The sequence below is a fragment of the Pseudomonas palleroniana genome (assembly GCF_003031675.1).
GTDB lineage: Bacteria > Pseudomonadota > Gammaproteobacteria > Pseudomonadales > Pseudomonadaceae > Aquipseudomonas > Aquipseudomonas palleroniana.
On the sequence record NZ_PYWX01000017.1, the window covers coordinates 64,356 to 89,586 of the forward strand.

Annotated in this window: 22 protein-coding genes; 13 read left to right on the forward strand and 9 right to left on the reverse strand. The window is 61.4% G+C overall.

The features are described 5' to 3' along the window. Window positions 1–2: 2 nt before the first annotated feature. Together tssB and tssA are read right to left on the reverse strand one after the other, a co-directional pair. Window positions 3–500, reverse strand: coding sequence for a type VI secretion system contractile sheath small subunit (gene tssB, locus C9383_RS05825; protein ID WP_090370594.1), 498 nt, complete (start codon window positions 498–500; stop codon window positions 3–5). Between the two features lie 25 nt (window positions 501–525). Beyond that, the gene (tssA, locus tag C9383_RS05830; RefSeq protein WP_090370590.1) at window positions 526–2,079 is read right to left on the reverse strand and encodes a type VI secretion system protein TssA; all 1,554 of its coding nucleotides are present in this window, start codon (window positions 2,077–2,079) and stop codon (window positions 526–528) included. Window positions 2,080–2,559: 480 nt separating this feature from the next. Between tssA and C9383_RS05835 the strand changes: the two genes are divergently transcribed. Further along, on the forward strand, window positions 2,560–3,075 hold the full coding sequence (locus C9383_RS05835) for an Hcp family type VI secretion system effector (RefSeq protein ID WP_090370588.1): 516 nt from the start codon (window positions 2,560–2,562) through the stop codon (window positions 3,073–3,075). A gap of 490 nt (window positions 3,076–3,565) precedes the next feature. Here the strand turns inward: C9383_RS05835 and C9383_RS05845 are convergent, their stop codons facing one another. Continuing rightward, a complete protein-coding gene (locus C9383_RS05845; RefSeq protein WP_090370586.1) occupies window positions 3,566–4,387 on the reverse strand; it encodes an aldo/keto reductase in 822 nt (273 codons plus the stop codon). A gap of 105 nt (window positions 4,388–4,492) precedes the next feature. On the opposite strand from C9383_RS05845, the gene C9383_RS05850 reads away from it, so the two are divergent. From C9383_RS05850 to C9383_RS05905, 12 genes are all read left to right on the forward strand, one after another. Continuing rightward, window positions 4,493–4,987 (forward strand): DUF1543 domain-containing protein, encoded by a 495-nt coding sequence (locus C9383_RS05850; RefSeq protein WP_090370584.1) that lies wholly within the window; start codon window positions 4,493–4,495, stop codon window positions 4,985–4,987. Window positions 4,988–5,104: 117 nt separating this feature from the next. Then, a complete protein-coding gene (locus tag C9383_RS05855) occupies window positions 5,105–5,386 on the forward strand; it encodes a peptidylprolyl isomerase (RefSeq protein ID WP_090370581.1) in 282 nt (93 codons plus the stop codon). Between the two features lie 130 nt (window positions 5,387–5,516). Continuing rightward, entirely contained in the window at window positions 5,517–7,376 is a 1,860-nt protein-coding gene (locus C9383_RS05860) for an extracellular solute-binding protein (protein ID WP_090370579.1), read from the forward strand. Then, the gene (locus C9383_RS05865; RefSeq protein WP_060752575.1) at window positions 7,376–8,437 is read left to right on the forward strand and encodes a microcin C ABC transporter permease YejB; all 1,062 of its coding nucleotides are present in this window, start codon (window positions 7,376–7,378) and stop codon (window positions 8,435–8,437) included. The genes C9383_RS05860 and C9383_RS05865 overlap by 1 nt, the downstream gene beginning before the upstream one ends. Beyond that, window positions 8,437–9,459: an ABC transporter permease gene (locus tag C9383_RS05870; RefSeq protein WP_060752574.1), complete on the forward strand. Its 1,023-nt coding sequence runs from the start codon at window positions 8,437–8,439 to the stop codon at window positions 9,457–9,459. Before C9383_RS05865 ends, C9383_RS05870 begins: the two co-directional genes overlap by 1 nt. 10 nt (window positions 9,460–9,469) lie before the next feature. Further along, window positions 9,470–11,041, forward strand: a complete 1,572-nt coding sequence (locus tag C9383_RS05875; RefSeq protein ID WP_090370575.1) for an ABC transporter ATP-binding protein — start codon at window positions 9,470–9,472, stop codon at window positions 11,039–11,041. Between the two features lie 109 nt (window positions 11,042–11,150). Further along, complete coding sequence (locus C9383_RS05880; protein ID WP_090370572.1) at window positions 11,151–12,551, forward strand: sigma-54 interaction domain-containing protein; 1,401 nt, start codon at window positions 11,151–11,153, stop codon at window positions 12,549–12,551. 284 nt (window positions 12,552–12,835) lie between these two features. Further along, complete coding sequence (locus C9383_RS05885; RefSeq protein WP_060752571.1) at window positions 12,836–14,227, forward strand: GntP family permease; 1,392 nt, start codon at window positions 12,836–12,838, stop codon at window positions 14,225–14,227. 7 nt (window positions 14,228–14,234) lie between these two features. Next, the gene (locus C9383_RS05890; protein WP_060752570.1) at window positions 14,235–15,008 is read left to right on the forward strand and encodes a 3-hydroxybutyrate dehydrogenase; all 774 of its coding nucleotides are present in this window, start codon (window positions 14,235–14,237) and stop codon (window positions 15,006–15,008) included. 80 nt (window positions 15,009–15,088) lie between these two features. Then, window positions 15,089–17,044, forward strand: a complete 1,956-nt coding sequence (locus tag C9383_RS05895) for an acetoacetate--CoA ligase (RefSeq protein WP_090370570.1) — start codon at window positions 15,089–15,091, stop codon at window positions 17,042–17,044. Window positions 17,045–17,187: 143 nt separating this feature from the next. Beyond that, window positions 17,188–19,725 carry a PAS domain-containing sensor histidine kinase gene (locus C9383_RS05900; RefSeq protein ID WP_090370568.1) on the forward strand — a complete coding sequence of 846 codons (2,538 nt, stop codon included), beginning with the start codon at window positions 17,188–17,190 and terminating at the stop codon, window positions 19,723–19,725. Between the two features lie 50 nt (window positions 19,726–19,775). Then, on the forward strand, window positions 19,776–20,051 hold the full coding sequence (locus tag C9383_RS05905) for a peptidylprolyl isomerase (protein ID WP_060752567.1): 276 nt from the start codon (window positions 19,776–19,778) through the stop codon (window positions 20,049–20,051). Window positions 20,052–20,226: 175 nt separating this feature from the next. Here C9383_RS05905 and C9383_RS05915 read toward each other — a convergent pair whose 3' ends face one another. The 6 genes from C9383_RS05915 to C9383_RS05940 all read right to left on the reverse strand — a co-directional run bounded on the left by C9383_RS05915 (window position 20,227) and on the right by C9383_RS05940 (window position 25,222). Next, complete coding sequence (locus C9383_RS05915; protein ID WP_090370566.1) at window positions 20,227–21,135, reverse strand: sugar kinase; 909 nt, start codon at window positions 21,133–21,135, stop codon at window positions 20,227–20,229. Between the two features lie 110 nt (window positions 21,136–21,245). Beyond that, window positions 21,246–22,454: an amino acid deaminase gene (locus C9383_RS05920; protein WP_090370564.1), complete on the reverse strand. Its 1,209-nt coding sequence runs from the start codon at window positions 22,452–22,454 to the stop codon at window positions 21,246–21,248. A 9-nt stretch (window positions 22,455–22,463) separates the two neighbouring features. Then, entirely contained in the window at window positions 22,464–23,228 is a 765-nt protein-coding gene (locus tag C9383_RS05925) for an IclR family transcriptional regulator (protein ID WP_060752564.1), read from the reverse strand. A 148-nt stretch (window positions 23,229–23,376) separates the two neighbouring features. Then, the gene (locus C9383_RS05930; RefSeq protein ID WP_060752563.1) at window positions 23,377–23,766 is read right to left on the reverse strand and encodes a RidA family protein; all 390 of its coding nucleotides are present in this window, start codon (window positions 23,764–23,766) and stop codon (window positions 23,377–23,379) included. Window positions 23,767–23,780: 14 nt separating this feature from the next. Further along, a complete protein-coding gene (locus tag C9383_RS05935) occupies window positions 23,781–24,563 on the reverse strand; it encodes an amino acid ABC transporter ATP-binding protein (RefSeq protein WP_090370561.1) in 783 nt (260 codons plus the stop codon). After that, window positions 24,560–25,222 carry an amino acid ABC transporter permease gene (locus tag C9383_RS05940; RefSeq protein WP_060752561.1) on the reverse strand — a complete coding sequence of 221 codons (663 nt, stop codon included), beginning with the start codon at window positions 25,220–25,222 and terminating at the stop codon, window positions 24,560–24,562. The genes C9383_RS05935 and C9383_RS05940 overlap by 4 nt, the downstream gene beginning before the upstream one ends. Window positions 25,223–25,231: the final 9 nt, after the last annotated feature.

Here is a 25,231-nt window from a genome sequence, read left to right on the forward strand (position 1 = left end):
TGTCAGGCATCTGGATTGTTCAACCCGAGTTCGGCCAGAACCCGAGCGCGGGAACCGTCGTCGGCCAACGCCTGTTCGATGGCTTTGCGAAAACTGGGGGTGTTACCCAGCGGCCCCTTGAGTGCCATCAACGCTTCACGCAGTACCATCAGCTTCTGCAATGCGGGAATTTGCTCGACGAGATTCGCCGGGTTGAAATCCTTCATCGAATTGATCCGCACCTCGACGGCCAGCTCCTCGACCTCAGCCGCCTCCTGCAGGCGATTGGGCACACTCAACGTCAAGCTGAGCGCCTGTTTCGCCAACACCTCATCAAGGGTGTTCTTGTCGATGCCGATGGGCTTTCTATCCTCGAGCTTGCGCGGGTCTTCACGCTGGGAGAAATCCCCCAGCACCAGCAACTTCAGCGGTAGCTCGATCTCCTCCTGAACCCCGCCGACCGCAGGTTTGAAGGTGATGTTGATACGTTCCTTGGGGGCTACCGAACCGTCTTTGGCCATGTTGTTTCTCCTTTTTGATCGGGCTTCATTCAAGTACTGCTTCAAGGTCGAAGTGGCACAACCGGCGATGGGTGAGATCCTTGCTTTCGCGCACGGCGTGACTTTGTGGCAAGCGGTCATAGCAGCGATACAGCAGCCGAGCGACTTGCAGAGCCAGTTGCGGCTCCCAGCGTTCGAGCCCGGCGCGTTGCAATTCGAGGTCCAGTTGTTCCAGCTGAACCCTGCCCAGGTCGTGCTTGCCGGCCCGCATGCACAACCGGGCGAGTGCGAGTTGCCAGTGGAAACGGGCCCGTTCGCCGCGTGCCGCCTGCTGCCCTTGCTTGAGCACAGCAACCGCGGCCTTGAGTCCTTCCTTGCGCAGCACCGGCATCACCGCCTGCAAGGCCGCATCCCACGATTCGCCTGCCACATCGGGCACAACGCTGGAGGGCTCGGTCCTTTGCAGGTGACGCATGACGTGCAGGCTGATCCATTCACAGGTGGCCGGATCCGCGAACGGTGTGCCGTCGTCGAACCTGTAGTCAGGCAAGCCCGGCAGGCGTTGCAGGAGCAAAGCGAAATGCATTTCCAGCTCGGTCCTGGCGGGTTCTGCCTGCAACGCCTCAAGGCACTCCCAGGCCATACGCAGTCCGTCAAACCAGAACAATGCACCGGCCAGGCTGACTTCAAGCTCCAGCAACAGATCAGCGTAATGACCTTGGCTGAGGCGCTCCTGACAACGCTTGAGTTTGTCGGCAGAGAGCGGGCGCAGAGCCGTAACGCGCTCACCATTGGCGTCGGGATAATTGATGAGCGTCAGCCACGCCAAGGTGCGGCTCAGGCGCAATGCACGAACGTCACTGGCACTCTGGCGCAACCACCAGGCGCACAAAGGACGGGCCTGCTCCTGCAAGGCGCGTAGTAATTTGTACGCGTCTTTTTCGTTGTTCACCGCCGGCTCCGGCTTGAGCAATTGCGTGGTCGCCTGCTTGACCTGGGCAATCACACTCAAGACACCGCCAGGCTCAGCCTCGCTTCGCGAAGTACGTGCCAAACGCTCCGACAGCTGCCTGCGGATCGGTAACAACAGGGGTGCGTCCGCTCCAAGATGCTGGTCCCATAGCTCATCGAGTCGGATGAGTTGGTCATGCAACGCCTGAAACAAAGGCCGCTGATCCAGAAGCGAAAGGTCCTGCGCAAAGAGCTGCTCCAGCCGCAGCACCAACCAGCCCAACGCGGCAACGCGTGTACGCGGCTTGACCGGGTAGACCACAACCCAGTGATGCTCACAGAGATGCCGCAGCAGGCCGAGCCCCGCCAACAGCCCGGCGAATGAATCACGCTGATGAAGGGCCCAGGTCAACCAGACGGCGACTCGCAGGTCCTTGGAATGCTCACGCAAAAAGTGCTCGCTGAGCGCACTGACCTTCTGCCAATCGGGCAGGCTCGCGCCATGAATCGAATGCGCTTTGCCCAGCTCCGCTTCCAGTGCCTCGAACTCGCCTGAGAAGCGCATATCACTTCCAGCAAACGCGTTTGGCGAACACGGTCGCCGCGCCAATTCAAGGTAATAGTCGCAAAGCTTTTCTGAGTAATCCATTTAGAGGCGCACACAACTATCCATCACAGGAAAAGCAAACTAACCGCTTTTTAGATGCGTATCAGAATGCCATTTAACTTTCATCCAGCGAGTGAATGAAGTGTGCGAACACTAGCCATGCCCGAGCCAATCATCAAGCAACAGAAAATCACTTAAGGAATTTCCTACAACCCAATAAAAACAAGGACTGCGCAACAAATTGCACAGTCAAAACGATCAAAAAATCGCGTCATACCCCAGCACTCAACAGTAACAACCAAAACTGCACGAGCAACTAACTGCACATACATGCGCAAACAACTACCAAAAAAATTGCGAAACTCTCATCACAACTTACCAACATTCCCCGATTAATTCTTCCGCCCCCTTATTTCATTGACCCTTCCAATTTCAGGCACGCTTCTTGTTATAGGAACTACTCGCCCGTCCGGCAACGAAGCCGTTCGGCAATCCCTACTTAATCAGGCAAGGAAACCAGTCATGCCAACACCCGCGTACCTCTCCGTCACCGGCGTCAAACAAGGTTTGATTACGGCGGGTACATTCACCCAGGACTCAGTAGGCAATCTTTTTCAGGAAGGTCATGAAGATCAGATCCTGGTGCAGGCATTTGCTCACCAGGTGATCATTCCCCGCGACCCGCAATCAGGCCAGCCGACGGGGCAACGGGTACATAAGCCCCTCATGATCAGCAAGATTTTCGACAAATCCTCACCGCTGCTATTCAGCGCACTGACCTCAGGCGAGGAAGTGTCGTGCCGGCTCGAATGGTTCCGCACTTCGTCAGCCGGAACCCAGGAACACTACTTCACCATGGAGCTCGAGGGCGCGACCATCGTGGACATTCAATCGCGCATGCCCAACTGCCAGGACCCTGACAACGCGCATTTCACCCATCTGGAGGATGTGTATTTCACCTATCGCAAAATCGTCTGGACCCACGAAGTCGCCGGCACGTCCGGCTCTGACGACTGGCGCAGCCCAGTGGCCAGTTAAGTAAGGCTCACGCAGGACCGGCAGCCAGGGAAGGCGCCGCTCCTGCTGCTGGAGGCGTGGGTACCTACAGCAACAACGGCCGTGACGCGCTGTCTGCCGTGTTTTGATCTTGCTTTTGATCTGCTCTAGATCTGCTCTAGATCTGCTTTTGATCTTGATCTCAGGCGCCCCGTTAAACCACGCTGGCCGAACGCAGGTTTGAATCCGTGGGTAACCCGGCAGGACGCCGGGTTAGCCGCCCCGCGCCATGGATGGCGCGTGGCGGCGGCCCACGGATTCAAACCTGCGTTCGGGCACACCGAGCCTGAGCGAGGTGCCGAGTGGTGGGGCAAAGGCCTTTTGCTTACTTTTGGGCCTTTCCAAAAGTGAGCCGCTGTAAGAGCGGAACCCTAAGCCGCCGTTACCGCAGCAATGGATATGTACACAACCCATTCCGACATCCTGGTCGGCCCATAGGCCGCCACGGGAGCAAGCCCCCTCACCACAGGGGCTACACCATCGCCAACGGATGCTTACGCCTGGGCGCACCAAATACACGATCAATCGCATCCAGATCATGCTCATCCAACACCAGTTTCGCAGCCCCGGCATTAAGCCGCACATGCTCAGGCTTGACCGCCTTGGGGATCGCAATCACCCCTTCCTGCCGCAAAACCCAAGCAAGGCAAACCTGGGCAGGCGTCACATCATGGCGATGAGCAACCTGCTTGAGCGTGGAACTGGACAACAGCTCACCGCCTTGCGCAATCGGGCAATAAGCCATCAACGGCAAATGATGTTGCTGCCACCACGGCAGCAAGTCGAACTCGATACCGCGCTCTTCGATGTTGTAGAGCACCTGGTTGGTCGCACAGGCCGGCGATGCCAGCTCCTGCAGGTCGGCGACATCAAAATTGGAGACACCCCAACGGCCGATCTTGCCGGCCTCACGCAGGCGCTCGAACGCTTCGACGGTTTCTTCAAGGGGATACTGACCACGCCAATGCAACAGATACAAGTCAATGTAGTCCGTGCCCAAGCGTTGCAGGCTGGCTTCGCAGGCTCGTGGAACGCCCTGGTGACTGGCATTGTGAGGGTACACCTTGCTGACCAGGAACACCTGGTCACGCCTGCCGCGAATAGCTTCGCCGACCACCCGTTCGGCGCCGCCCTCGCCGTACATTTCGGCGGTATCGATCAGGCGCATGCCCTCGTCGATACCCAACTGCAACGCGGCCACTTCGGCGCGGTGCTGGTCCGGGTTTTCGCCCATGCGCCAGGTCCCCTGGCCGATGACCGGCACAGGAATGCCAGCCAGATCAATGGTACGCATGACAATCTCCTGATGAGTTCGCAGGTCTAGAGTGTGGCACTGAGCGGACAGAAGGGTTCAATCGAAGTATGGTTACGTTTTGCCCACTCGCCAGGAAGCTCTCCCATGCTGTTTGTAGTGATGCTCGGGGGCAAGCACCCCAGGGCCAGGATCGAAGTGCACGATGTGGTCTTTACCGTGGCAGATACGCTGCAAGCCACTTATCCGCAATTGCGCGACAACTGGTTCGGCAGCCCGTCCGGTATGCACATCGATGCGTGGATGGGGGTCGACGGTGTGGATGGCTGGAAAGTCGAAGTGAGCCACCTGGCGCCAAGCGCCGATGCCCAGCGGTTGTACTTCATCAACCTCGGCGGCTATGAAGCCGGCGCCTTTGGCGAAGCTCATCACTACGTGCTGGTCGTGGCCCGCAACCCGCAGGAAGCCAAGGCCAAAGGCAAACAGAAGATGCTGAGCCACTGGTCTCTGGCCCACACCGACCGTGTGATGGATGTCGACGACTGCCTGCCCATCGACCTGGTGGACGGCCGCTATATTCACCTCGTACAAGGCTCGCATCGCCCCATCATTCAGCAAAATGACTATATCGTCCTGGGCTGAGCACAGGCAGTTCCTGGGCGTTCAAGAATGACCGCTGGTTCATCGGATCGGAACTTTGCCAGGAAATAACCGCCTGAATCCGGTAGGCTCACCCTTTTCATTCAAGGAGTTACTCCCATGGCCAAAGCCACCGCCCGTCATATCCTCGTTTCCACCGAAGACAAGTGCAACGAACTGAAGGCCCAAATCGAAGGCGGCGCTGATTTCGCAGAAATCGCCAAAGCCAACTCCAGCTGCCCTTCCAGCCGTCAAGGCGGTGACCTGGGTTCGTTCGGTCCAGGCCAGATGGTCAAGGAATTCGACACCGTCGTATTCAGCGCCCCGATCAATACCGTGCAAGGCCCGGTGAAGACCCAGTTCGGTTACCACCTGCTGGAAGTCACCAGCCGCCAGGACTGATCCCGTCCGCGCTGATGCGATAAACAACGGCCCGCCTCTTGGTGGGCCGTTGTGCATGTGATGACTGGCGACACGGATGCCGTTAGCGTACAAGTCCCTATTCTTCTTCACCCGGCGTTCAAGGCTGATAATGCGATTGGCTTTTTCCAGACTGCTCAGTACCTCCCTGGCCCTGCTGCTGGCCAGTACCGCCGTGATCGCGGCCCCGCAGACCTACCTGACGGTGTACGGCGAACCGGCCAAGTATCCCGCCGGCTTCAGCCACTTCGACTATGTCAACCCCGACGCCCCCAAGGGCGGCAGCCTGCGGCGCTCGGCCATCGAGATCGGGCGCTTCGACCACGTGCTGCCGTATATCGACAAAGGCATCGGCGTATCCCAGGTCGACGGCTGGCTCTATGCGCCCCTCGCCCAGCGCTCCCTGGATGAACCCTACACCGTGTATGGCCTGGTGGCAGAGAAGATGGAACGCGCCGATGACGGTTTGTCCTTGCGCTTCTTCCTCAACCCCAAGGCACGCTTCGCCGATGGCACGCCGATCACTGCCGAAGACGTGCGCTACAGCTTCGACCTGCTGATGACCCAGGGCAGCCTGCGCTTTCGGACGCTGTTCGCCGACGTCAAGCACGTCGAAGTCGAAGGCGAGCGCCAGGTACGTTTCGACTTTTCCAGCAATGAAAACCGCACCCTGCCCCTGGATGTCGCCACCCTGCCGGTGTTTCCCGAGCACTGGTGGAAAACCCGCGACTTCGCCAACGGCGGCGGCTACGAAGCCCCACTGGGCAGTGGCCCGTACACCATCAGCAAGATCGACTCCGGCAGCACCATCACCTTTACCCGCGACCCCAACTGGTGGGGCAAGGACCTTGCGGTCAGCCGTGGCCTGTACAACTTCGACCACCTGAGCCTGGAATATTTCGGCGACACCGAAGTCGCCCGCCAGGTGCTGCGCGGTGGCGCCTATGATTTCAACCGCGAGTTTTCCGCCACCGGCTATTCCATCGGCTACAACGGGCCGGCCCTGGACGATGGCCGCCTGCAACGCGCCCATTTGGCCAAGGAAATGCCGCAACCGGCCCAGGGCTATGTGTTCAACGTGCAAAAACCGATGTTCAAGGACCGCCGCGTGCGCCAGGCCCTGGCAATGCTGTGGGATTTCGAATGGGCCAACCGGCAGATGATGCGCAATATGTATATCCGCCAGCAGAGCTTCTTCTCCAACAGCCCGCTGGCCGCCAGCCAACCGCCCACACAGGAGGAACTGGCGATTCTCGAACCCTTGCGTGGGCAAGTGCCCGACGAGGTGTTCACCCAGGTGTTCAAGGCACCGGTCACCGACGGCAGCGGCATGATCCGCGACAAACAGCTGCAAGCGCTGGCCCTGCTGGAAGAAGCCGGCTGGAAACCCGACGGTGACAAACTGGTCAACGCCGACGGCGAAGCGCTGGAGTTCACCTTTCTCAGCGCCCAGGCCGGGCTGGAACGCCTGCTGCTGCCGTACAAGCGCAACCTGGCGCAGATCGGCATCACCCTGAATATCCGGCGTATCGACGCTTCCCAATACGTGAATCGAATCATGGCCCGAGACTACGACATGATCGTGATCGGCTTCCCGGTCACCACCTCACCCGGCATGGGGCTGTACAACTACTTCGGTTCAGCTGCGGCCTACGATCCAGGCGCCAACAACTACGCGGTGCTCAAGGACCCGGCCGTCGACACGTTGATCAAGGGCCTGGTCAAAGCCGACACCCAAGCCCAGATGCTCACCTACGCCCACGCCCTGGACCGGGTGCTGCAGTGGAACTACCTGTGGATTCCCAACTACTACCCGCCCGGCACCTCGGCGGCCTGGTGGAACCGCTTCGGCCGCCCCGCCATCGAGGCCAAAAACGACGAAGCCCTGGAAACCTGGTGGGAGATCAGTCCGACACCGTTGACCAATGAGCAAATGAACGCCGAATTGAAAAAACGCGGAGCGACCCACTGATGTTTGCCTACATCGTACGGCGCCTGCTGCTGATCATCCCGACGCTGGTGATCATCCTGCTGGTGAATTTCGTGATCGTACAGGCCGCGCCCGGTGGCCCGGTGGAACAGGCCATCGCCCACTTGCAGGGGATCGGCGGCGGTGGCGTCGGCGGCTCGTCCGGCGAAAGCGTCAGCGGCGGCTCGCGCGCCAGCCGGGGCCTGGACCCGAAGTTGATCGCCGACATCGAGAAACAGTACGGCTTCGACAAGCCGGCGCCGGAACGCCTCTGGCTGATGCTCAAGAGCTATGCCCAACTGGACTTTGGCAACAGTTTCTTTCGCGGCAAGACTGTGATCGACCTGATCCTCGAAAAAATGCCGGTGACCATTTCTCTCGGCCTGTGGGCCACGCTGATCACCTACCTGGTGTCGATCCCCCTGGGGATTCGCAAGGCCGTGCGCCATGGCAGCAGTTTCGACGTGTGGAGCAGCACCGCGATTGTCATCGGCTATGCCATGCCGGCGTTCCTGTTCGCCATGTTCCTGATCGTGCTCTTTGCCGGCGGCACTTCGTTGAACTGGTTCCCGGTGCGCGGGCTGGTGTCGGAAAACTTCGAAGAGCTGAGCACCGTGGGCAAAATCGCCGACTATTTCTGGCATCTGGTCTTGCCGGTCACCTCATTGGTGATCGGCGGGTTCGCCACGCTGACTATCCTGACCAAAAACTCGTTCCTCAATGAAATCACACGCCAGTACGTGGTGACCGCCCGCGCCAAGGGCTTGAGCGAGCGACGCGTGCTGTACGGGCATGTGTTCCGCAATGCGATGTTGTTGGTGATCTCGGGCATTCCCCAAGCGTTTATCGCGGTGTTCTTTGCCGGCTCGCTGCTGATCGAGGTGATCTTTTCCCTCGATGGCCTGGGCCGCATGAGCTACGAAGCGGCGGTGTCCCGCGATTACCCGGTGGTGTTCGGCTCGCTGTTTATCTTCACCCTGTTCGGGCTCTTGATAAAACTGATCGGTGACCTCTGCTACACCCTGGTGGACCCGCGTATCGACTTCGCCGCGAGGAACGCCTGATGCTCAATCTTTCCCCCGTGGCCCGTCGGCGTTTCGAGCGTTTCAAGAAGAACCGTCGCGGCTGGTGGTCACTGTGGCTGTTTATCGGGCTGTTTATCCTGACATTGGGCGGCGAGCTGATCGCCAATGACAAACCCCTGGTGCTCAGCTACAAGAACGAGCTGTATTTCCCGGTCTTCAAGCGCTACACCGAACAGCAGTTCGGCGGGCAGTTGCCGTTCCAGGCCGATTACCGCAGCGACTACGTGCAAAAGCTGATCAAGCAGGACGGCGGCTGGATGCTGTTCCCGCCGATTCCGTTCAGCGACGACACGCCCAACTACGAACTGACCCGCCCAGCGCCCAGCCCACCGTCTGCGGTGAACTGGCTGGGCACCGATGACCAGGCGCGGGATGTACTGGCGCGGGTGATCTTCGGCGCCCGTGTGTCGATCCTGTTTGCCCTGGCGCTCACCGCCATCAGCGCCGCTATCGGCATCGCTGCCGGCGCATTGCAAGGCTTTTACGGCGGCTGGGTCGACCTGCTCGGCCAGCGCATCCTCGAGGTGTGGTCCGGGTTGCCGGTGCTTTACCTGCTGATCATCCTGTCGGGTTTCGTCGAGCCGAATTTCTGGTGGCTGCTGGGGATCATGGCGTTGTTTTCCTGGCTGGCCCTGGTGGACGTGGTGCGTGCCGAGTTCCTGCGCGGACGCAATCTGGAATACGTCAAGGCCGCACGGGCATTGGGCCTGGGCAATGGCAAAATCATTCGCCGGCATATCCTGCCCAACGCCATGACCGCCACCCTGAGCTACCTGCCGTTTATCCTGACCGGGGCGATTTCCACTTTGAGCGCCCTGGATTTCCTCGGCTTCGGCATGCCTGCGGGCAGCGCTTCCCTGGGCGAGCTGATCGCCCAGGGCAAGCAGAACCTGCAAGCGCCCTGGCTGGGCCTGACGGCGTTTTTCAGCCTGGCGCTGATCTTGTCGCTGCTGGTCTTTATCGGTGAGGCATTACGTGATGCCTTCGACCCACGTTCATGAGTGACGCCGTATGAACCTGATCGAAATCCGCGACCTCAGCGTCGCTTTCAGCGGCCAGACCGTGGTGCGCAACCTGAGCCTGGATATCCGTCCTGGCGAATGCCTGGCGCTGGTGGGTGAATCGGGCTCGGGCAAGTCGGTGACGGCGCATTCGATCCTGCAACTGCTGCCCGAAGCCGGTACGCGTACCACCGGCTCGGTGAAGTACCGTGGCCAGGAGTTGATCGGGGCGTCGCCAGCCACCCTGCAAAAGCTGCGTGGCAACCGGATTGCAATGATCTTCCAGGAGCCGATGACCTCCCTCAACCCGCTGCACAGCATCGAAAAACAGATCGGCGAAACCTTGCTGCTGCACAAGGGCCTGGGCGGCAAGGCGGCGCAGGCGCGCATCCTTCAATTGCTCGACCTGGTGGGCATCCAGAAACCCCGGGAGCGGCTCAAGGCTTACCCGCACCAACTCTCCGGTGGCCAGCGCCAGCGGGTGATGATCGCCATGGCCCTGGCGTGCGAACCGGAACTGCTGATCGCCGACGAACCGACCACCGCGCTGGACGTCACCGTACAACGCAAGATCCTGCTGCTGCTCAAGTCCCTGCAGGAACGCCTGGGCATGTCGCTGCTATTGATCAGTCACGACCTCAACCTGGTCCGCAGCATTGCTCAACGCGTGTGCGTGATGCGCGCCGGGGACATTGTCGAGCAGGCGGACTGCCAGACCTTGTTCAACGCACCGCAGCACCCTTACAGCCGCCTGCTGCTGGACGCCGAGCCGAGCGGTGATGTGCTGTGCCGTGACGAACGCGAAACGGTGTTGCAGGTGGACGACCTGAGCGTGCAATTCCCGCTCGGCGGCGGTCTGTTTCGACGCAAGACCTACCTGCGCGCAGTGGATGGCATCAGCCTCAGCGTACAGCGCGGCAAGACCCTGGGGATTGTCGGCGAATCCGGCTCGGGCAAATCCACCCTGGGCCAGGCGATCCTGCGCCTGCTGGAGTCCACCGGCAGCATCCGCTTCCAGGGCGCAGCCCTCGACCCGCTGAACCCTCAGCAGATGCGCCCGTGGCGCAAGCAGATGCAGGTGGTGTTCCAGGACCCCTATGGCAGCCTCAGCCCGCGCATGTCGGTACAACAGATCATCAGCGAAGGCCTGGAAGTGCATGCGCCGTGCAGCCTGGAAGATCGCGACGCCCAGGTGATCCAGGTGCTCAAGGATGTGGGCCTCGACCCAGAGAGCCGGCATCGTTACCCCCATGAGTTTTCCGGCGGCCAGCGTCAACGCATCGCCATCGCCCGCGCATTGGTGCTCAAGCCTGCACTGATGCTGCTCGACGAACCCACTTCGGCACTCGACCGGACAGTGCAGAAACAGGTGGTAGCGCTGCTGCGCGAGTTGCAGGAAAAATACGGCCTGACCTACCTGTTTATCAGCCATGACCTGGCCGTGGTACGCGCCATGGCCCATGACATGATTGTGATCAAGGACGGCAAAGTGGTGGAGCGCGGCGCGAGCCACGACGTGTTCGATGCACCGCAACACCCTTACACCAAAGAGCTGCTGGCAGCGGCGCACATCCCCTTGTAAGAGCGAGCTTGCTCGCGAAGCACAGACAGGCGACACGGGGTATCGGGCAGCGCTGCGTTATCGTTGATGTTTTTCGCGAGCAAGCTCGCGCCTACAGGATTCTGCACGCATGAGTACCAGCCTCAAGGACTACCAACAGGTTCGCGGCCAGGCGATCCAGTCGCTGTTCGAGATCATCGAGCAGTCCAGTGAAGGCACGGTGATTGTCGACCGCGACGCAAATATCGTCTGGATGAACGAGCGCTACGCCAAGCGCTTCGGGCTCAACAGTGCTGACGAAGCCATCGGCCAGCCCTGTGAGAAGGTCATTTCCAACAGCCTGCTGCGCCAAGTGGTGCGCACCGATCGGCCGATTCTGCTGGATATCCAGGACACGCCCAAAGGCCCGCTGGTGGTGATGCGCCTGCCGATCCATGACGATGCCGGGGCAGTGATCGGGGCGATTGGCTTTGCGCTGTTTGATGAACTGCGCAACCTGTCGCCGATGATCGAACGTTACCTGAGTATGCAACAGGAGCTGGCGTCGACCCGCTCGCTGCTGCGCAAGCGTCAGAGCAAGTACAACTTCGCCCACTTTATCGGCACCAGCACTGCCAGCCTGGAAGTCAAACGCCGGGCACGCCGCAGTGCGAGTGCCGAGTCACCGGTATTGCTGCTGGGCGAAACCGGCACCGGCAAGGAGCTGCTCGCCCAGGCGATTCATGGCGCTTCGAATCGGGCGAGCAAAGCCTTTGTCAGTATCAACAGCGCGGCCATCCCCGCAGACCTGCTCGAGGCCGAATTCTTCGGCACCGCCCCCGGCGCGTTTACCGGCGCCGACCGCAAGGGGCGCCCCGGCAAACTGCAGATCGCCCAGGGCGGCACGCTGTTTCTCGATGAAATCGGCGATATGCCACTGCCGCTGCAAAGCAAACTGCTGCGGGTGCTGCAGGAAAAGGAATATGAACCGGTCGGCTCCAACGAGATGCTGCACAGCGATGTGCGCGTGATCGCCGCCACCTCCATGGACCTGGAAGCGGCGATCAAGCGCGGTGAGTTCCGTGCGGACTTGTATTACCGGCTCAACGTGCTGCCGATCCAGGTGCCGCCCTTGCGTGAGCGCCTGGAGGACATCCCGGCGCTGAGCGAGGCGATTCTTGAAGAACTGCTCAGCCGCCACGAACTCGCCCCCGAGGCTCTGGGGCTGCTGGCGCAACATGCGTGGCCGGGGAATATTCGCGAGCTGCGCAATGTGCTGGAGCGTGCGGCGTTGTTGAGTGATGACCTGGTGTTGAATGCCGCAGACATTCGAGCGGCGATCGGTACGTTCAGCCCGGTGGAGCGCAGTACGCTGCGGGCGATCGAGGGTGAATCGTTCAGTGCCGCACGGGAACGCTTTGATCGGCAGGTGATCACGGGCGCATTGCAAGCCTGTGACGGCAATGTGGTGGAGGCGGCCAGGCGCCTGGGGCTTGGGCGGTCGACGCTGTACAAGAAGATGGTGGCGCTAGGCATCATCAAATCTCAATAAAGAGATACAAATCTCAAAGTAGAGACATCCTTCTGTGGGAGGGGGCTTGCTCCCGATAGCTGCATTCCTGCTGGCACAAGTACCGACTGAAACACCGCTATCGGGAGCAAGCCCCCTCCCAGAGTGGATTTTCACCTGTCTCAGATTAGAGACAAAAATTCAAATTATCAGTCAACCTCCGGAAAATTCTTTTATATATCAACCAGTTAAATTTTTGGCACACATCTAGCTATAGCTCCTCTCCAAAGCACCACCCCACAAAAATAACAATCTGGAGACACACCATGAGTGTGATCATTGCCCTGGCAGCCCTGGCGCTGCTGATGCTGGCTGCCTACCGTGGCTATAGCGTTATCCTGTTTGCGCCCATCGCCGCCCTCGGCGCGGTACTGCTCACCGACCCCTCCGCCGTCGCCCCTGCCTTTACCGGGGTGTTCATGGAGAAAATGGTCGGCTTCATCAAACTGTATTTCCCGGTGTTCCTGCTCGGTGCGGTGTTCGGCAAGCTGATCGAGCTGTCGGGCTTTTCGCGTTCGATTGTTGCCGCAGCGATCCGCCTGCTCGGCACCCGCCAGGCGATGCTGGTGATCGTGCTGGTCTGCGCCCTGCTCACCTACGGCGGCGTGTCGCTATTCGTGGTGGTGTTCGCGGTGTACCCGTTCGCCGCCGAGATGTTCCGCCAGAGCAATATCCCCAAGCGCCTGATTCCGGCGACCATCGCCCTCGGCGCGTTCTCGTTCACCATGGACGCCCTGCCCGGCACACCGCAGATCCAGAACATCATCCCCAGCACCTTTTTCAACACCACGGCGTGGGCAGCGCCGTGGCTGGGGCTGATCGGCACGATTTTCGTGTTCTGCGCCGGCATGCTCTACCTGACACGCCAGCGCAACAAGGCACAACGCGCCGCCGAGGGTTATGGCACCGAGTTGCGCAACGAACCGGAAACCGCCGAAAACCTGAGGCTGCCCAACCCTTGGATCGCCCTGTCGCCACTGATTCTGGTGGGCGTGATGAACCTGTTGTTCACCCACTGGATTCCACAGTGGTACGGCAAGACCCACAGCCTCAGCCTGCCGGGCATGAGCGCGCCGGTGACCACCGAGATCGCCAAGCTCACCGCGATCTGGGCGGTGCAGGCGGCACTGTTGGTGGGCATCCTGATGGTGCTGGCATTCGGCTGGTCGGCGATCAAGAGCAAGCTTGCCGACGGCAGCAAAAGTGCGGTCAGCGGCGCCTTGCTGGCGGCGATGAACACCGCGTCGGAATACGGCTTCGGCGCGGTGATTGCCTCGCTGCCGGGCTTCCTGGTGCTGGCGGACTGGCTCAAGGGTATCCCCAACCCACTGGTCAACGAGGCGATTACCGTGACCCTGCTGGCCGGTATCACCGGTTCCGCCTCCGGCGGCATGAGCATCGCCCTGGCGGCGATGTCCGAGAGCTTTATTTCGGCGGCCCACGCGGCCAATATTCCTCTTGAAGTGCTGCACCGGGTCGCGGCCATGGCCAGCGGCGGCATGGACACCCTGCCCCACAACGGCGCGGTGATCACGCTGCTGGCGGTCACCGGCCTGACCCACCGCGAAGCCTACAAGGACATTTTCGGCATCACCCTCATCAAGACCCTCGCGGTCTTCGTGGTGATTGGTACTTTCTACGCCACCGGCATTGTGTGAGGTTTTCATGACGACTTTGAATGGCAAGACCGCCCTGGTTACCGGCTCCACCAGCGGCATCGGCCTGGGCATCGCACTGAGCCTGGCCAAGGCCGGCGCCAACCTGATCCTCAACGGCTTCGGCGATGCCAGCGCGGTGATCGCCCAGGTACAGGCGTTCGGCGGCAAGGTCGGCCACCACCCGGCCGACGTCAGCGATCCGGCGCAGATCGCCGACATGATCGCCTATGCCGAGCGTGAGTTCGGCGGCGTCGATATCCTGGTCAATAACGCCGGTATCCAGCATGTGGCGGCGGTAGAAGATTTCCCGGTGGAGCGCTGGGACTCGATCATCGCAATCAACCTGTCCTCGGTGTTCCACAGCACACGCCTGAGCTTGCCGGGAATGAAGGCCAAGGGCTGGGGGCGCATCGTCAACATCGCGTCGGTGCACGGCCAGGTCGGCTCGGTGGGCAAGGCGGCCTATGTGGCGGCCAAACACGGCGTCATCGGCCTGACCAAAGTCGTGGGCCTGGAGACGGCCACCAGCAACGTCACCTGCAACGCTATCTGCCCAGGCTGGGTGCTGACACCGCTGGTGCAGAAGCAGATTGACGATCGTGCCGCCGCGGGTGTCGATCCCCAGCAGGCGCAGCATGACCTGCTGGCCGAGAAACAACCGTCGCTGGAATTTGTCACCCCACCGCAGCTGGGCGAGTTGGTGCTGTTCCTGTGCAGCGAAGCCGGTGCCCAGGTGCGCGGCGCCGCCTGGAATATTGACGGCGGCTGGCTGGCGCAGTAATCCAGGCACTGAAGATTCAAATAGGGGTGAGGCAGCCCGCCCCCCTATTTGATCGTCGTTGACGAACAAGAGATTCGCCTATGTCCGACATCCTCTGGCAACCCTCCCCGGAACGCATCGCCAACACGCGCATGGACCAGTTCCGCCGCTACATCAACCAACGCTACAGCGTGCAGCTCGACGATTACCCCGCCCTGCACCAGTGGAGCATCGACCAGCGCCCGGATTTCTGGCAAGCCATCGTCAGCTATTTCGACGTAGCGTTTCGCAGCCCGCCCATTGCGACGCTGATCGAAGAGGCCGAGATGCCCAGCGCCCAGTGGTTTCCCGGCGCCACGCTGAACTTCGCCGAACACCTGCTGCGCCGCCGCGACGAACACCCGGCCGTGGTCGCCATCAGTGAGGATGGCCACCGCGAAGCCTTGACCTACGCCGAACTCGCCCAGCATGTCGCCGGCTTGCAGCGCAGCCTGCGCGACGCCGGCGTAACCCAGGGCGACCGCGTCGCCGCGTGCATGCCCAACACCTGGCAAACCCTGGTGGGTATGCTGGCCACCACCAGCCTCGGCGCGATCTGGTCGTGTTCGTCGCCGGACTTCGGCACCCAGGGCGTGATCGACCGCTTCGGCCAGATCGAGCCCAAAGTGTTGATCACCTGCGCCGGTTACCGCTATGCCGGCAAAGACATCGACCAGAGCGCCAAGCTCAATGAAATCCTCGAACGCCTGCCGTCCCTCGAACAGCTGATCATCGTGCCGTACGCACGGCCTCAGGCGCGGGTCGACGACTACCGCAGCCGAGCCAGGGTCACGCTGTGGCACGACTTCTATCAACCTGGCGGCGAGCCTGAGTTTGTGGCCGTGCCGTTCGATCACCCGCTGTACATCCTCTATTCCAGCGGCACCACCGGCGTGCCCAAATGCATCATCCACGGCACCGGCGGCGTGCTGCTCACCCATCTCAAGGAGCACGGCCTGCATGCCGACCTGTCCAGGGATGATTGCCTGTTCTACTACACCACCTGCGGCTGGATGATGTGGAACTGGCTGGTGTCGGTGCTGGCCCTTGGCGCAACCGCAGTGCTATATGACGGCTCGCCATTCCACCCTGGGCCTGAACGGTTGATCGACCTGATCGATGCGGAACACATCAGCGTGTTCGGCACCAGCCCGAAATTCCTCGCCACCCTGGAAAAAGCCGGGCTGCAACCGCGCCTGAGCCATGATCTGCACAGCCTCAAGGGTCTGATTTCAACCGGTTCGCCGCTGTCGCCCCACAGCTACGACTATGTTTACCGCGAGATCAAACCCGAGCTGTGCCTGGCGTCGATGTCGGGCGGTACCGACATCGTCTCCTGTTTTGTGATCGGCAACCCGGTGCTGCCGGTGCGGCGCGGCGAAATGCAGTGCAAGAGCCTGGCGATGGCCATCGAAGTGTGGGATGAACACGGCCGGCCGTTGATCGGCGAAAAAGGCGAGCTGGTGTGCACTCGGCATTTTCCGGCGATGCCGATCGGCTTATGGAACGATCCGGACCAGCAGAAACTGCGCGCCTCGTATTTCAGTCAATTTCCCGGGGTGTGGGCTCAGGGCGACTACGCCGAGCAGCGCCCCCATGGCGGCCTGCTGATCCACGGGCGCTCGGACGCCGTGCTCAACCCCGGCGGCGTACGGATCGGCACCGCAGAGATCTATCGCCAGGTGGAAAAAATCCCGCAAGTGCTGGAAAGCCTGGCCATCGGCCAACGCTGGCAAGACGATGTGCGTGTAGTGCTGTTCGTACGCCTCAATGACGGTATCGAGCTGGACGACGCCCTGCAACAGCAGATCCGCCAGGTAATCCGCGCCAACACCACACCGCGCCACGTGCCGGCGAGGATTCTCGCCGTCTCCGATATCCCGCGCACCATCAGCGGCAAGATCGTCGAATTGGCGGTGCGCAATGTGGTTCACGGCGAGCCGGTGAAAAACACCGACGCCCTGGCCAACCCGCAGGCCCTGGCGCAGTTTCGCGACCGCCCTGAACTGGCGACATGAAGCGGAAAGGTTTCAGCCTGACGCACTGATTTGAAGACAAACGCCCAATGCATGCTATTTTTCGTGGGGTAGTCAGCCGTTCCCCTCTCACGGGATAATCGGCTTTTGTCGTATTTCAAAGCGTCAAGCGTAGGGTTTTTTTCATGAATGGAACATCCACCGACAGCGAAGCAGCAGTCTTGATCGCGCGGCTGGACTGGGCGCAAAGCCCTCTCGGTGATGCGGCTAACTGGCCGCAAAGCCTGCGCACCGCCGTCGATATCGTCGTCCACTCACCGATGCCGATGCTGCTGTTGTGGGGCAGCCAACTGACCCAACTCTACAATGATGGGTTCGCCCGGCTCGCCGGCAACAAGCACCCCGAGGCCTTGGGCCGACCGGCACATGAAACCTGGCCGGAGCTTGAGAGTTTCGCTGCGCCGATCTATGACGCGGTCCTTGGCGGGCAGGTACGCACCTTCAGCGAACAGCGCTTCGTCTTGCAGCGTGACCACCGCGACACCGAGATCTGGCTCGACCTGACCTACAGCCCGGTACGCAATGAGCACGGCACGGTCGCCGGCATTCTGGTCACCGCGATTGAAACCAACGAACGCCGCAGCAAAACCCTCGAACTGCAGCAACGCTCCGAAGACAGCCTCAAGGCCCAGCACAACACCGAACAACGCCTGCAACTGGCCTTGGCCGCGACCGACGCGGTCGGCACCTGGGATTGGGATATCAGCGAAGACCGCTTTATCGCCGACGCCCATTTCGCCTACCTGCACGGCGTCGACCCGCAAGACGCCGACCTGTTGCCGATCAGCGCGTACCTGCAAGGCGTGCACCCCGAAGACCGTGGCATGGTGGCGCGCAGCATCAAGCACTGCATCACCTTCGGCACCGAATACGCCGAGGAGTACCGCTTGCTGCAAGCCGACGGCCAGTTGCGCTGGGTGTTTGCCCGCGGCCGCTGCTACAAGGACCCGCAGGGTCGCCCGGCACGTTTCCTCGGTGCCGCACTGGACCTGACCGAACGCAAGCACACCGAGCAGGCCCTGCGTCAAAGCCAGACCGAATTGCAGCTGATCATCAACGCCATGCCGGTGCTGATCGGCTACGTCGACCACGAAGAGCGCTTTCGCCTGAACAACAGCGCCTACCTCGACTGGTACGGCCTGACGCCCCAGGAGCTGTACGGTAAGAGCATCCGTGAAGTGCTCGGCGACGAGGTGTATGCCGGGCGCGCCGACAAGATCGCCGCCGCCCTCAAGGGCAAGGCCTGCAGTTTCCTGACCATCACCCCGCATCGCGACGGCCGGGCGCGCCACGCCTTGATGAAGTACCTGCCGCGTTTCAGCAATGACGGTTCGGTCAACGGCTTCTACATCTTTGTGATCGACGAGACCGAACGCATCCTCACTGAAGAAGCCTTGCGTCACCTCAACGAAAACCTTGAAGAACGCGTGGCCCAGCGCACCCAGGCGCTGGCCGAGGCCAACCAGCGCCTGCAAAACGAAATGTTCGAGCGCGAGCGCGCCGAAGACGCACTGCGCCATGCGCAGAAGATGGAGGCGGTGGGCCAGCTCACCGGCGGCATCGCCCACGACTTCAACAATATGCTCACCGGCATCATTGGCAGCCTGGACCTGATGCAGCGTTATATCGCCGCCGGGCGCAGCGACGAAATCGGCCGCTTCACTGACGCGGCGGTGTCCTCCGCCCACCGCGCGGCCGCCCTCACCCACCGGCTACTGGCGTTTTCACGGCGCCAGTCGCTGGACCGTCGGCCGATCGATCCCAACCAGTTGGTGGCCTCCCTGGAAGATCTGTTCCGCCGCACCAAAGGCGCGCATATCACGCTCAAGGTGCAGTTGGGCAAGGACATCTGGCCGGTCAACACCGACGCCAGCCAACTGGAAAACGCCCTGCTCAACCTGGTGATCAACGCGCGCGACGCCATGCCCGACGGCGGCGAATTGCTGATCGAAACCGCCAACAGTTACCTGGATGGCACTGATATCACCACCCTGGAACCGGTCAAGGCCGGCGATTACGTGATGCTCGGCGTATGCGATAACGGCACCGGCATGGCACCGAAAATCCTCGCCAAAGCCTTCGACCCGTTCTTCACCACCAAGCCCATCGGCCAGGGTACGGGCCTGGGGTTGTCGATGATCTACGGCTTTGCCCAGCAGTCCGGCGGCCATGTGACCATTCACAGCGAACCGGGCCAGGGCACCTGCGTGCGCCTGTATCTGCCGCGCCTGCATGGCACCGCACTGGAAAGCCGCCAGCCCGCGAACTTGAGCGAAGCCCCGCTGGCACTGGCCGGTGAGTCCGTCGTGGTGGTCGAGGACGACCCCGCCGTGCGGATGCTGGTGGTCAACGTGCTCGGTGAACTGGGCTACACCGCGCACCAGGCTGGCGATGCACGCACGGCGCTGCCGTTGCTGGAGTCGGACCTGCGTGTCGACCTGCTGGTGACCGATGTCGGCCTGCCGGGCCTGAACGGCCGGCAACTGGCGGAAATCGCCCGCCAGCACCGCCCGGGCCTGCGGGTCTTGTTCATGACCGGCTACGCTGAAAAAGCCGCCGAGCGCCAAGGCTTTCTGGAAGACGGCATGGACATGGTCGCCAAACCCTTTTCCATCGAGTTACTGGCCACGAAAATCCGCAGCATGATCGGCGTTGACGCCTGAGTTCAGGCATAATCGCGCGCCCTGACGTTTGACCGTTGCAAGGTAACAAGATGAAAGCCCTAGCCCGTCACATCCTGGTGAAAACCAGTGAAGAAGCCGAACAGCTCAAGCAACGCATCGCCAAGGGCGAAGCGTTTGATGTGTTGGCCAAAAAGTACTCCACCTGCCCTTCGGGCAAGCGCGGCGGCGACTTGGGCGAAGTACGGCCAGGGCAGATGGTCGGGGCGATCGATGCGGTGATCTTCAAGAAACCGGTGAAGGTGGTTCACGGGCCGATCAAGAGCAAGTTCGGGTACCACCTGGTACAGGTGTTCTACCGCGACTGAGCGTTTGACTTCAAACCGCTATCGGGAGCAAGTCGAACCGAGTGTCTGTAGTGAGCGGGCTTGTCCCGCGCTGGGTGGCGAAGCCGCCCCAAACCCAGGCACTTCGGTCCTTCTGAAATACCGCGGCGTCTTTGTTGGGGCGGCGTTGCCGCCCAGCGCGGGGCAAGCCCGCTCACTACACTCGGGGGATGAGAGCGCCGGGAGACTGGATCACCCGGCTAGCCAATCGATGCCCAGCCAAAGCCGCCTGCCCAGGCGAGCCGCCCTTCAGCCGACAAGCCAGATACGCCGCACTGAACGAATCCCCCGCTGCCGTGGTGTCCACCACCCTCTCCACCTTCAAGGCCGGCACCGCAAAACGCTCGCCATCACAACGGATCAGACACGCATCCGCCCCACGCTTGAGCACCACCTCGGCCAACCTCGGATACGCTGCGAACACCTGCTCACTGTCGGCATAGCCAAACAATGCACGTTCGTCATCCTCGGTCAGCAAGGCGATATCCACCTCGGCCATGACCTGGTGATACGCCGCGCGCGCCGCCTCGACAGTGGCCCACAGCCGGGGGCGGTAGTTGTTGTCGAACACCACCTTGCCGCCGCGTCGACGGGTTTCGATCAGGGCCTGCAGCAAGCGCTGACGCCCGACCTCACCCAGTACCGCGAGGGTGATGCCACTGAAATACACCACGTCGTAACCCGGCAAGGCCGCGAGGATCGGTTCGGCCGCAGGCGTGGTGAAACAATCACGCACGGCGGCCTCGTTGCGCCAATAGAGAAATTTGCGCTCGCCGTTGGCGTCGGTCTGGATGCAGTACAACCCCGGCAAGCGCCCAGGCAAGCGCTGGACCATGCCCAGGCCCACGCCTTCTTGTGTCCACTGGGCACACATGGCATCGCTGAAACTGTCATCGCCCAGCGCGGTGACGTAGTCGACACTGCCGCTGTCGCCCAGCTCACGGCGCAGGTACACCGCCGTGTTCAAGGTGTCACCGCCGAAGCTCTGGTGCAGGCTGCCGTCAGCGCGGTGTTGCAATTCGATCATGCATTCGCCGATCAGGGCGATGTGCGGATGGGTGCTCATAGCGATGGTCTCGGGTGTGGCTGATGGCCTCATCGCGAGCAGGCCCGCTCCCACATTTGGAATGCATTTCAACGGTGGGACGGGCGTGCTCGCGAAAGGAGCGACTCGGTTCAGAAGCAGGTTTCCAGGGACTCGATCACCTGCAACTGCTCATCGACCAGGCAGCCGACTTGCCACTTGTCGAAGGTCAGGCACGGGTGCGAAGTACCGAACGAAAGGATATCGCCGATGCGCAGCTCGACCCCCGGCGCCACAGTCATGAACGCATGCTGGTCCATCACCGCTGTGACCTTGCACGCGCTCACATCATCACCTTGCGCCGGCACAATACCGGCCTTGTAGCGCTTGAGCGGCACCGGCAGACCGGCGTCGTAGGCTACATCGCGCTTGCCCAGGGCGATCACCGCAAAGCCCGGCTCAGGCAGCGACTGCACATGCGCCCAGACTTCCAGGGCCGGGCGCAAGCCTTCGTCGAGGTCACTGCGGCGGTCGAGCACGCAGCACTGCGCTTCTTTGTAGATGCCGTGGTCGTGGGCCACATAGCTGCCCGGGCGTAATACGCTGAGGAAACGGCCGGCGGCGTTCTGGGTTTGAAAAGACTCGGCGATCAGGTCATACCAGGCCGAACCCGACGCCGTGATGATCGGCTTGGGCAGGTCGAAAGCGCCGCTGTCTTGCAGCTCCACCGCCAAACGCACCAGGCTGGCGGCGAACTCGCGAATGCCGCTGACGGCATGCTCGCCGTGGATCACGCCTTCATACCCTTCGATGCCGCTCAGCGCGAGCGCCGGCTGCGCCTTGATCGCCTTGGCCAGGTCACGCACTTGCTGCTCGCTGCGGCAACCGCAACGGCCTCCGACCACGCCGTACTCGATCATCACGTTCAGGCGCAGGCCACGGGCGGCGAAGAACAGGCCCAGGTCGGCGACATTGTCCGGGTGATCGACCATGCAGTGAAAGTCGAAAGCCGGATCGGCCAGCAGGTCGGCGATCAGCGCCATGTTCGGCGCGCCCACCAGCTGGTTGGCCATCAATACACGGCGCACGCCACCGGCATAGGCCGCACGGGTTTGCACGGCGTTGGCCAGGGTGATGCCCCAAGCGCCTGCCGCGATCTGGCGCTGAAACAGCGCAGGCATCATGCTGGTTTTGCCATGGGGCGCGAGCTCGGCGCCGCTGTTGCTGACAAACGCCTGCATCCAGCGGATGTTGTGTGCCAGGGCGTCGCGATGCAGCACCAGCGCCGGCAGGCTGACATCACGGACCAGGTGGGCTCCCACTGCGGCGGCGCCCTTTTCGACAGCATTGAAGGCAGACATGACATGCTCCTATTCGTTGATGCGACGGGCCAGGTTGTTGGCGCTTTCGATCAGCACCCGGCGATAGTCGTGGTAATGGGTGATGGCATCCGCACGCGGTGCGACGATGCACAGCGTCGCGATGCTGACGCCCTGCGCGTCCCTGACCGGGGCGGCAAAGCAATGGGTAAAGGTGTCGGCCACACTGTCGAAGGAAAAGAACCCGTCGAGGGTGGCCTGACGGATTTGCGCCAGGAACGTCTCCAGCGGCAAGCGCTGGCCGTCCGGCAGGATAAAGTCGTCGGGGTCGATCAAGTCGATGATCTGCTGGTCGCTCAAGTGCCCCAGCAACAGGCGCCCGGACGCGGTCCATGGGATCGGCGCGTTTTCACCGATGTCCGACGAAATGCGGAAATGCCGCTCGCCTTCGCGCATCAGCGCCACGGTGTATTTGCGCCCGTTGAGCAGGCACATCTGCGCGGTTTCGCGGGTCTGGCTGACGATTTCCTGCAAGGCATGGTCAGCCTCGCGGGTCAGGTCGAAATGGCGCAGGTGCGCCTGGCCGAGAAAATACAGCTGGCGGCCCAGGTAGACATGGCCGTCCTTGCCCACGGTTTCCAGGATGCGCCGCTCGAGCAAGGAGGCGACCAATTCGTAGACCGTGGACTTGGGGCTGCCGATGCCGTTGGCAATATCATTCGGGCGCAGGGGCTGGCCGACTTCCTTGAGAAAATCGAGGATATCGAATGCACGGTCCAGGCCTTTGGCGCGGCGTTTGATGGTGTCTTCGGTCATAACGGTAATCGGTCCGAGTTATTGATCGTTCCCACGCTCCGCGTGGGAACGCATACCGTGACGCTCTGCGTCACAGAAGCGAACGCAGAGCGTCCAAGGCGGCGTTCCCACGCAGAGCGCGGGAACAATCATTTAGAGTCGGGGGCATTTAGCCTTTTTTCTTGTAGGCCACGCAATCGATCTCGACCTTGCAGTCGACCATCATGCTGGCCTGTACGCAGGCCCGCGCCGGAGCGTGTTCCGGGGTGAAGTATTCGCCGAAGACCTTGTTGAAACTCCAGAAGTCCCGTGGGTCTTCCAGCCACACGCCAACGCGGACCACGTCCTTGAGTTCGTAACCGGCCTCTTCGAGGATCGCCACCACATTGCGCAGGGTCTGCCGGGTCTGCTCGACGATGCCGCCGGTGATGATTTCACCGTCCACCGCCGGCACCTGGCCCGAGACGTAGAGCCAACCGTCCGCTTCCACCGCACGCGCAAAAGGACGTGGCTGGCCGCCGCCGGCGGTGCTGCCGGTGCCGTAACGAGTAATGCTCATAAAATAACTCCTGATTAAAAACGAATGTTCTTCAAAAATTCAGCCAGGCGCGGCGATTGCGGGCGTTCGAAGATGTCCTTCGACGAACCTTGTTCCTCAATGCGCCCCTGGTTCATGAATACGATCTTGTCAGACACTTCATAGGCGAAGCGCATTTCGTGGGTGACCAGCAGCATGGTCATGCCCTCTTCCGCCAAGCCCTTGATCACACTGAGCACCTCACCGACCAGTTCCGGGTCGAGGGCCGAGGTGACTTCATCGAACAACATCAGGCTGGGGTTCATGGCAATGGCGCGGGCAATCGCCACGCGCTGTTGCTGGCCGCCCGACAATTGCCCGGGGAAGTGGTTACGCCGCTCCAGCAGGCCGACGCGGTCCAGCCATTTTTCGGCCAGGGCCACGGCTTCATCCTTGTTCATCTTCTTGACCTTGAGCAGGCCAAGGGTGACGTTCTGCAGCGCCGTCAGGTGCGGGAACAGGTTGAATTGCTGGAACGCCATGCCGGTCATCGCCCGGTGCTGGGCGATCACGCGCTCGGGGTGGCGCACACGCTTGCCGGCAACGTCGCTGTAGCCGATGGACTCGCCGTCCAGGGTGATCTGCCCGCCCTGGAACTCTTCGAGGAGGTTGACGCAGCGCAACAGCGTGGTCTTGCCCGAGCCGCTGGAGCCGATCAACGTCACCACGTTACCGCGTTGCATGGACAGGTCGACGCCCTTGAGCACTTCCACCTGACCGTATTGTTTACGCAGGCCACTGATGTTCAGTAGCGGTTGCTGGGTTTGAGGTTGATTCATGGCAAGGCCACCCGCTTTTCAAGGTAACGCCCGAACAGCTCGATGGCGTAGTTGATGACAAAGAACAGAAAACCCGCGAACAGGTAGAACTCCAGGGTCATGAAGGTGCGTGCGATCACCTGCTGGGTACTGAGCAGCAACTCGGCCACGCCGATCACCGAGAGCAAGGTCGAGGCCTTGACGATTTCCGTGGAGGAATTGACCCAGGTCGGCAGGATCTGGCGCAGCGCCTGGGGCAACAGCACGTAACCCAGGGACTGGTAGAACGTCAGGCCGATGGCCTTGCCCGCCTCCAGTTGCCCACGCGGAATGGCTTGCAGTGCGCCCCGCACGATTTCCGAGACGTGGGAACCACAGAATAACGTCAGCCCGACCGCGCCGGCCTGGAATGCGCTGATGTGCCAGCCGAGGGCCGGCAGCATGTAGAAACACGCCAGCACCAGCACGAACACCGGCGTACCGCGGATCAGGTCGACATACAGACGAAACGGTGCACGCATCCAGAACTTGCCGTACGTCAGGATCAACCCGGCGACGATGCCGATCAGCGTGCCGAACACAATCGCCAGTGCCGAGCAATACACGCTGGTTTCAAACCCCGCCCAAAGGGTGTCCCGGGCGACCCACAACTCGTGCAACCAGCTGGGAGATTCGTACATGGAAACCCT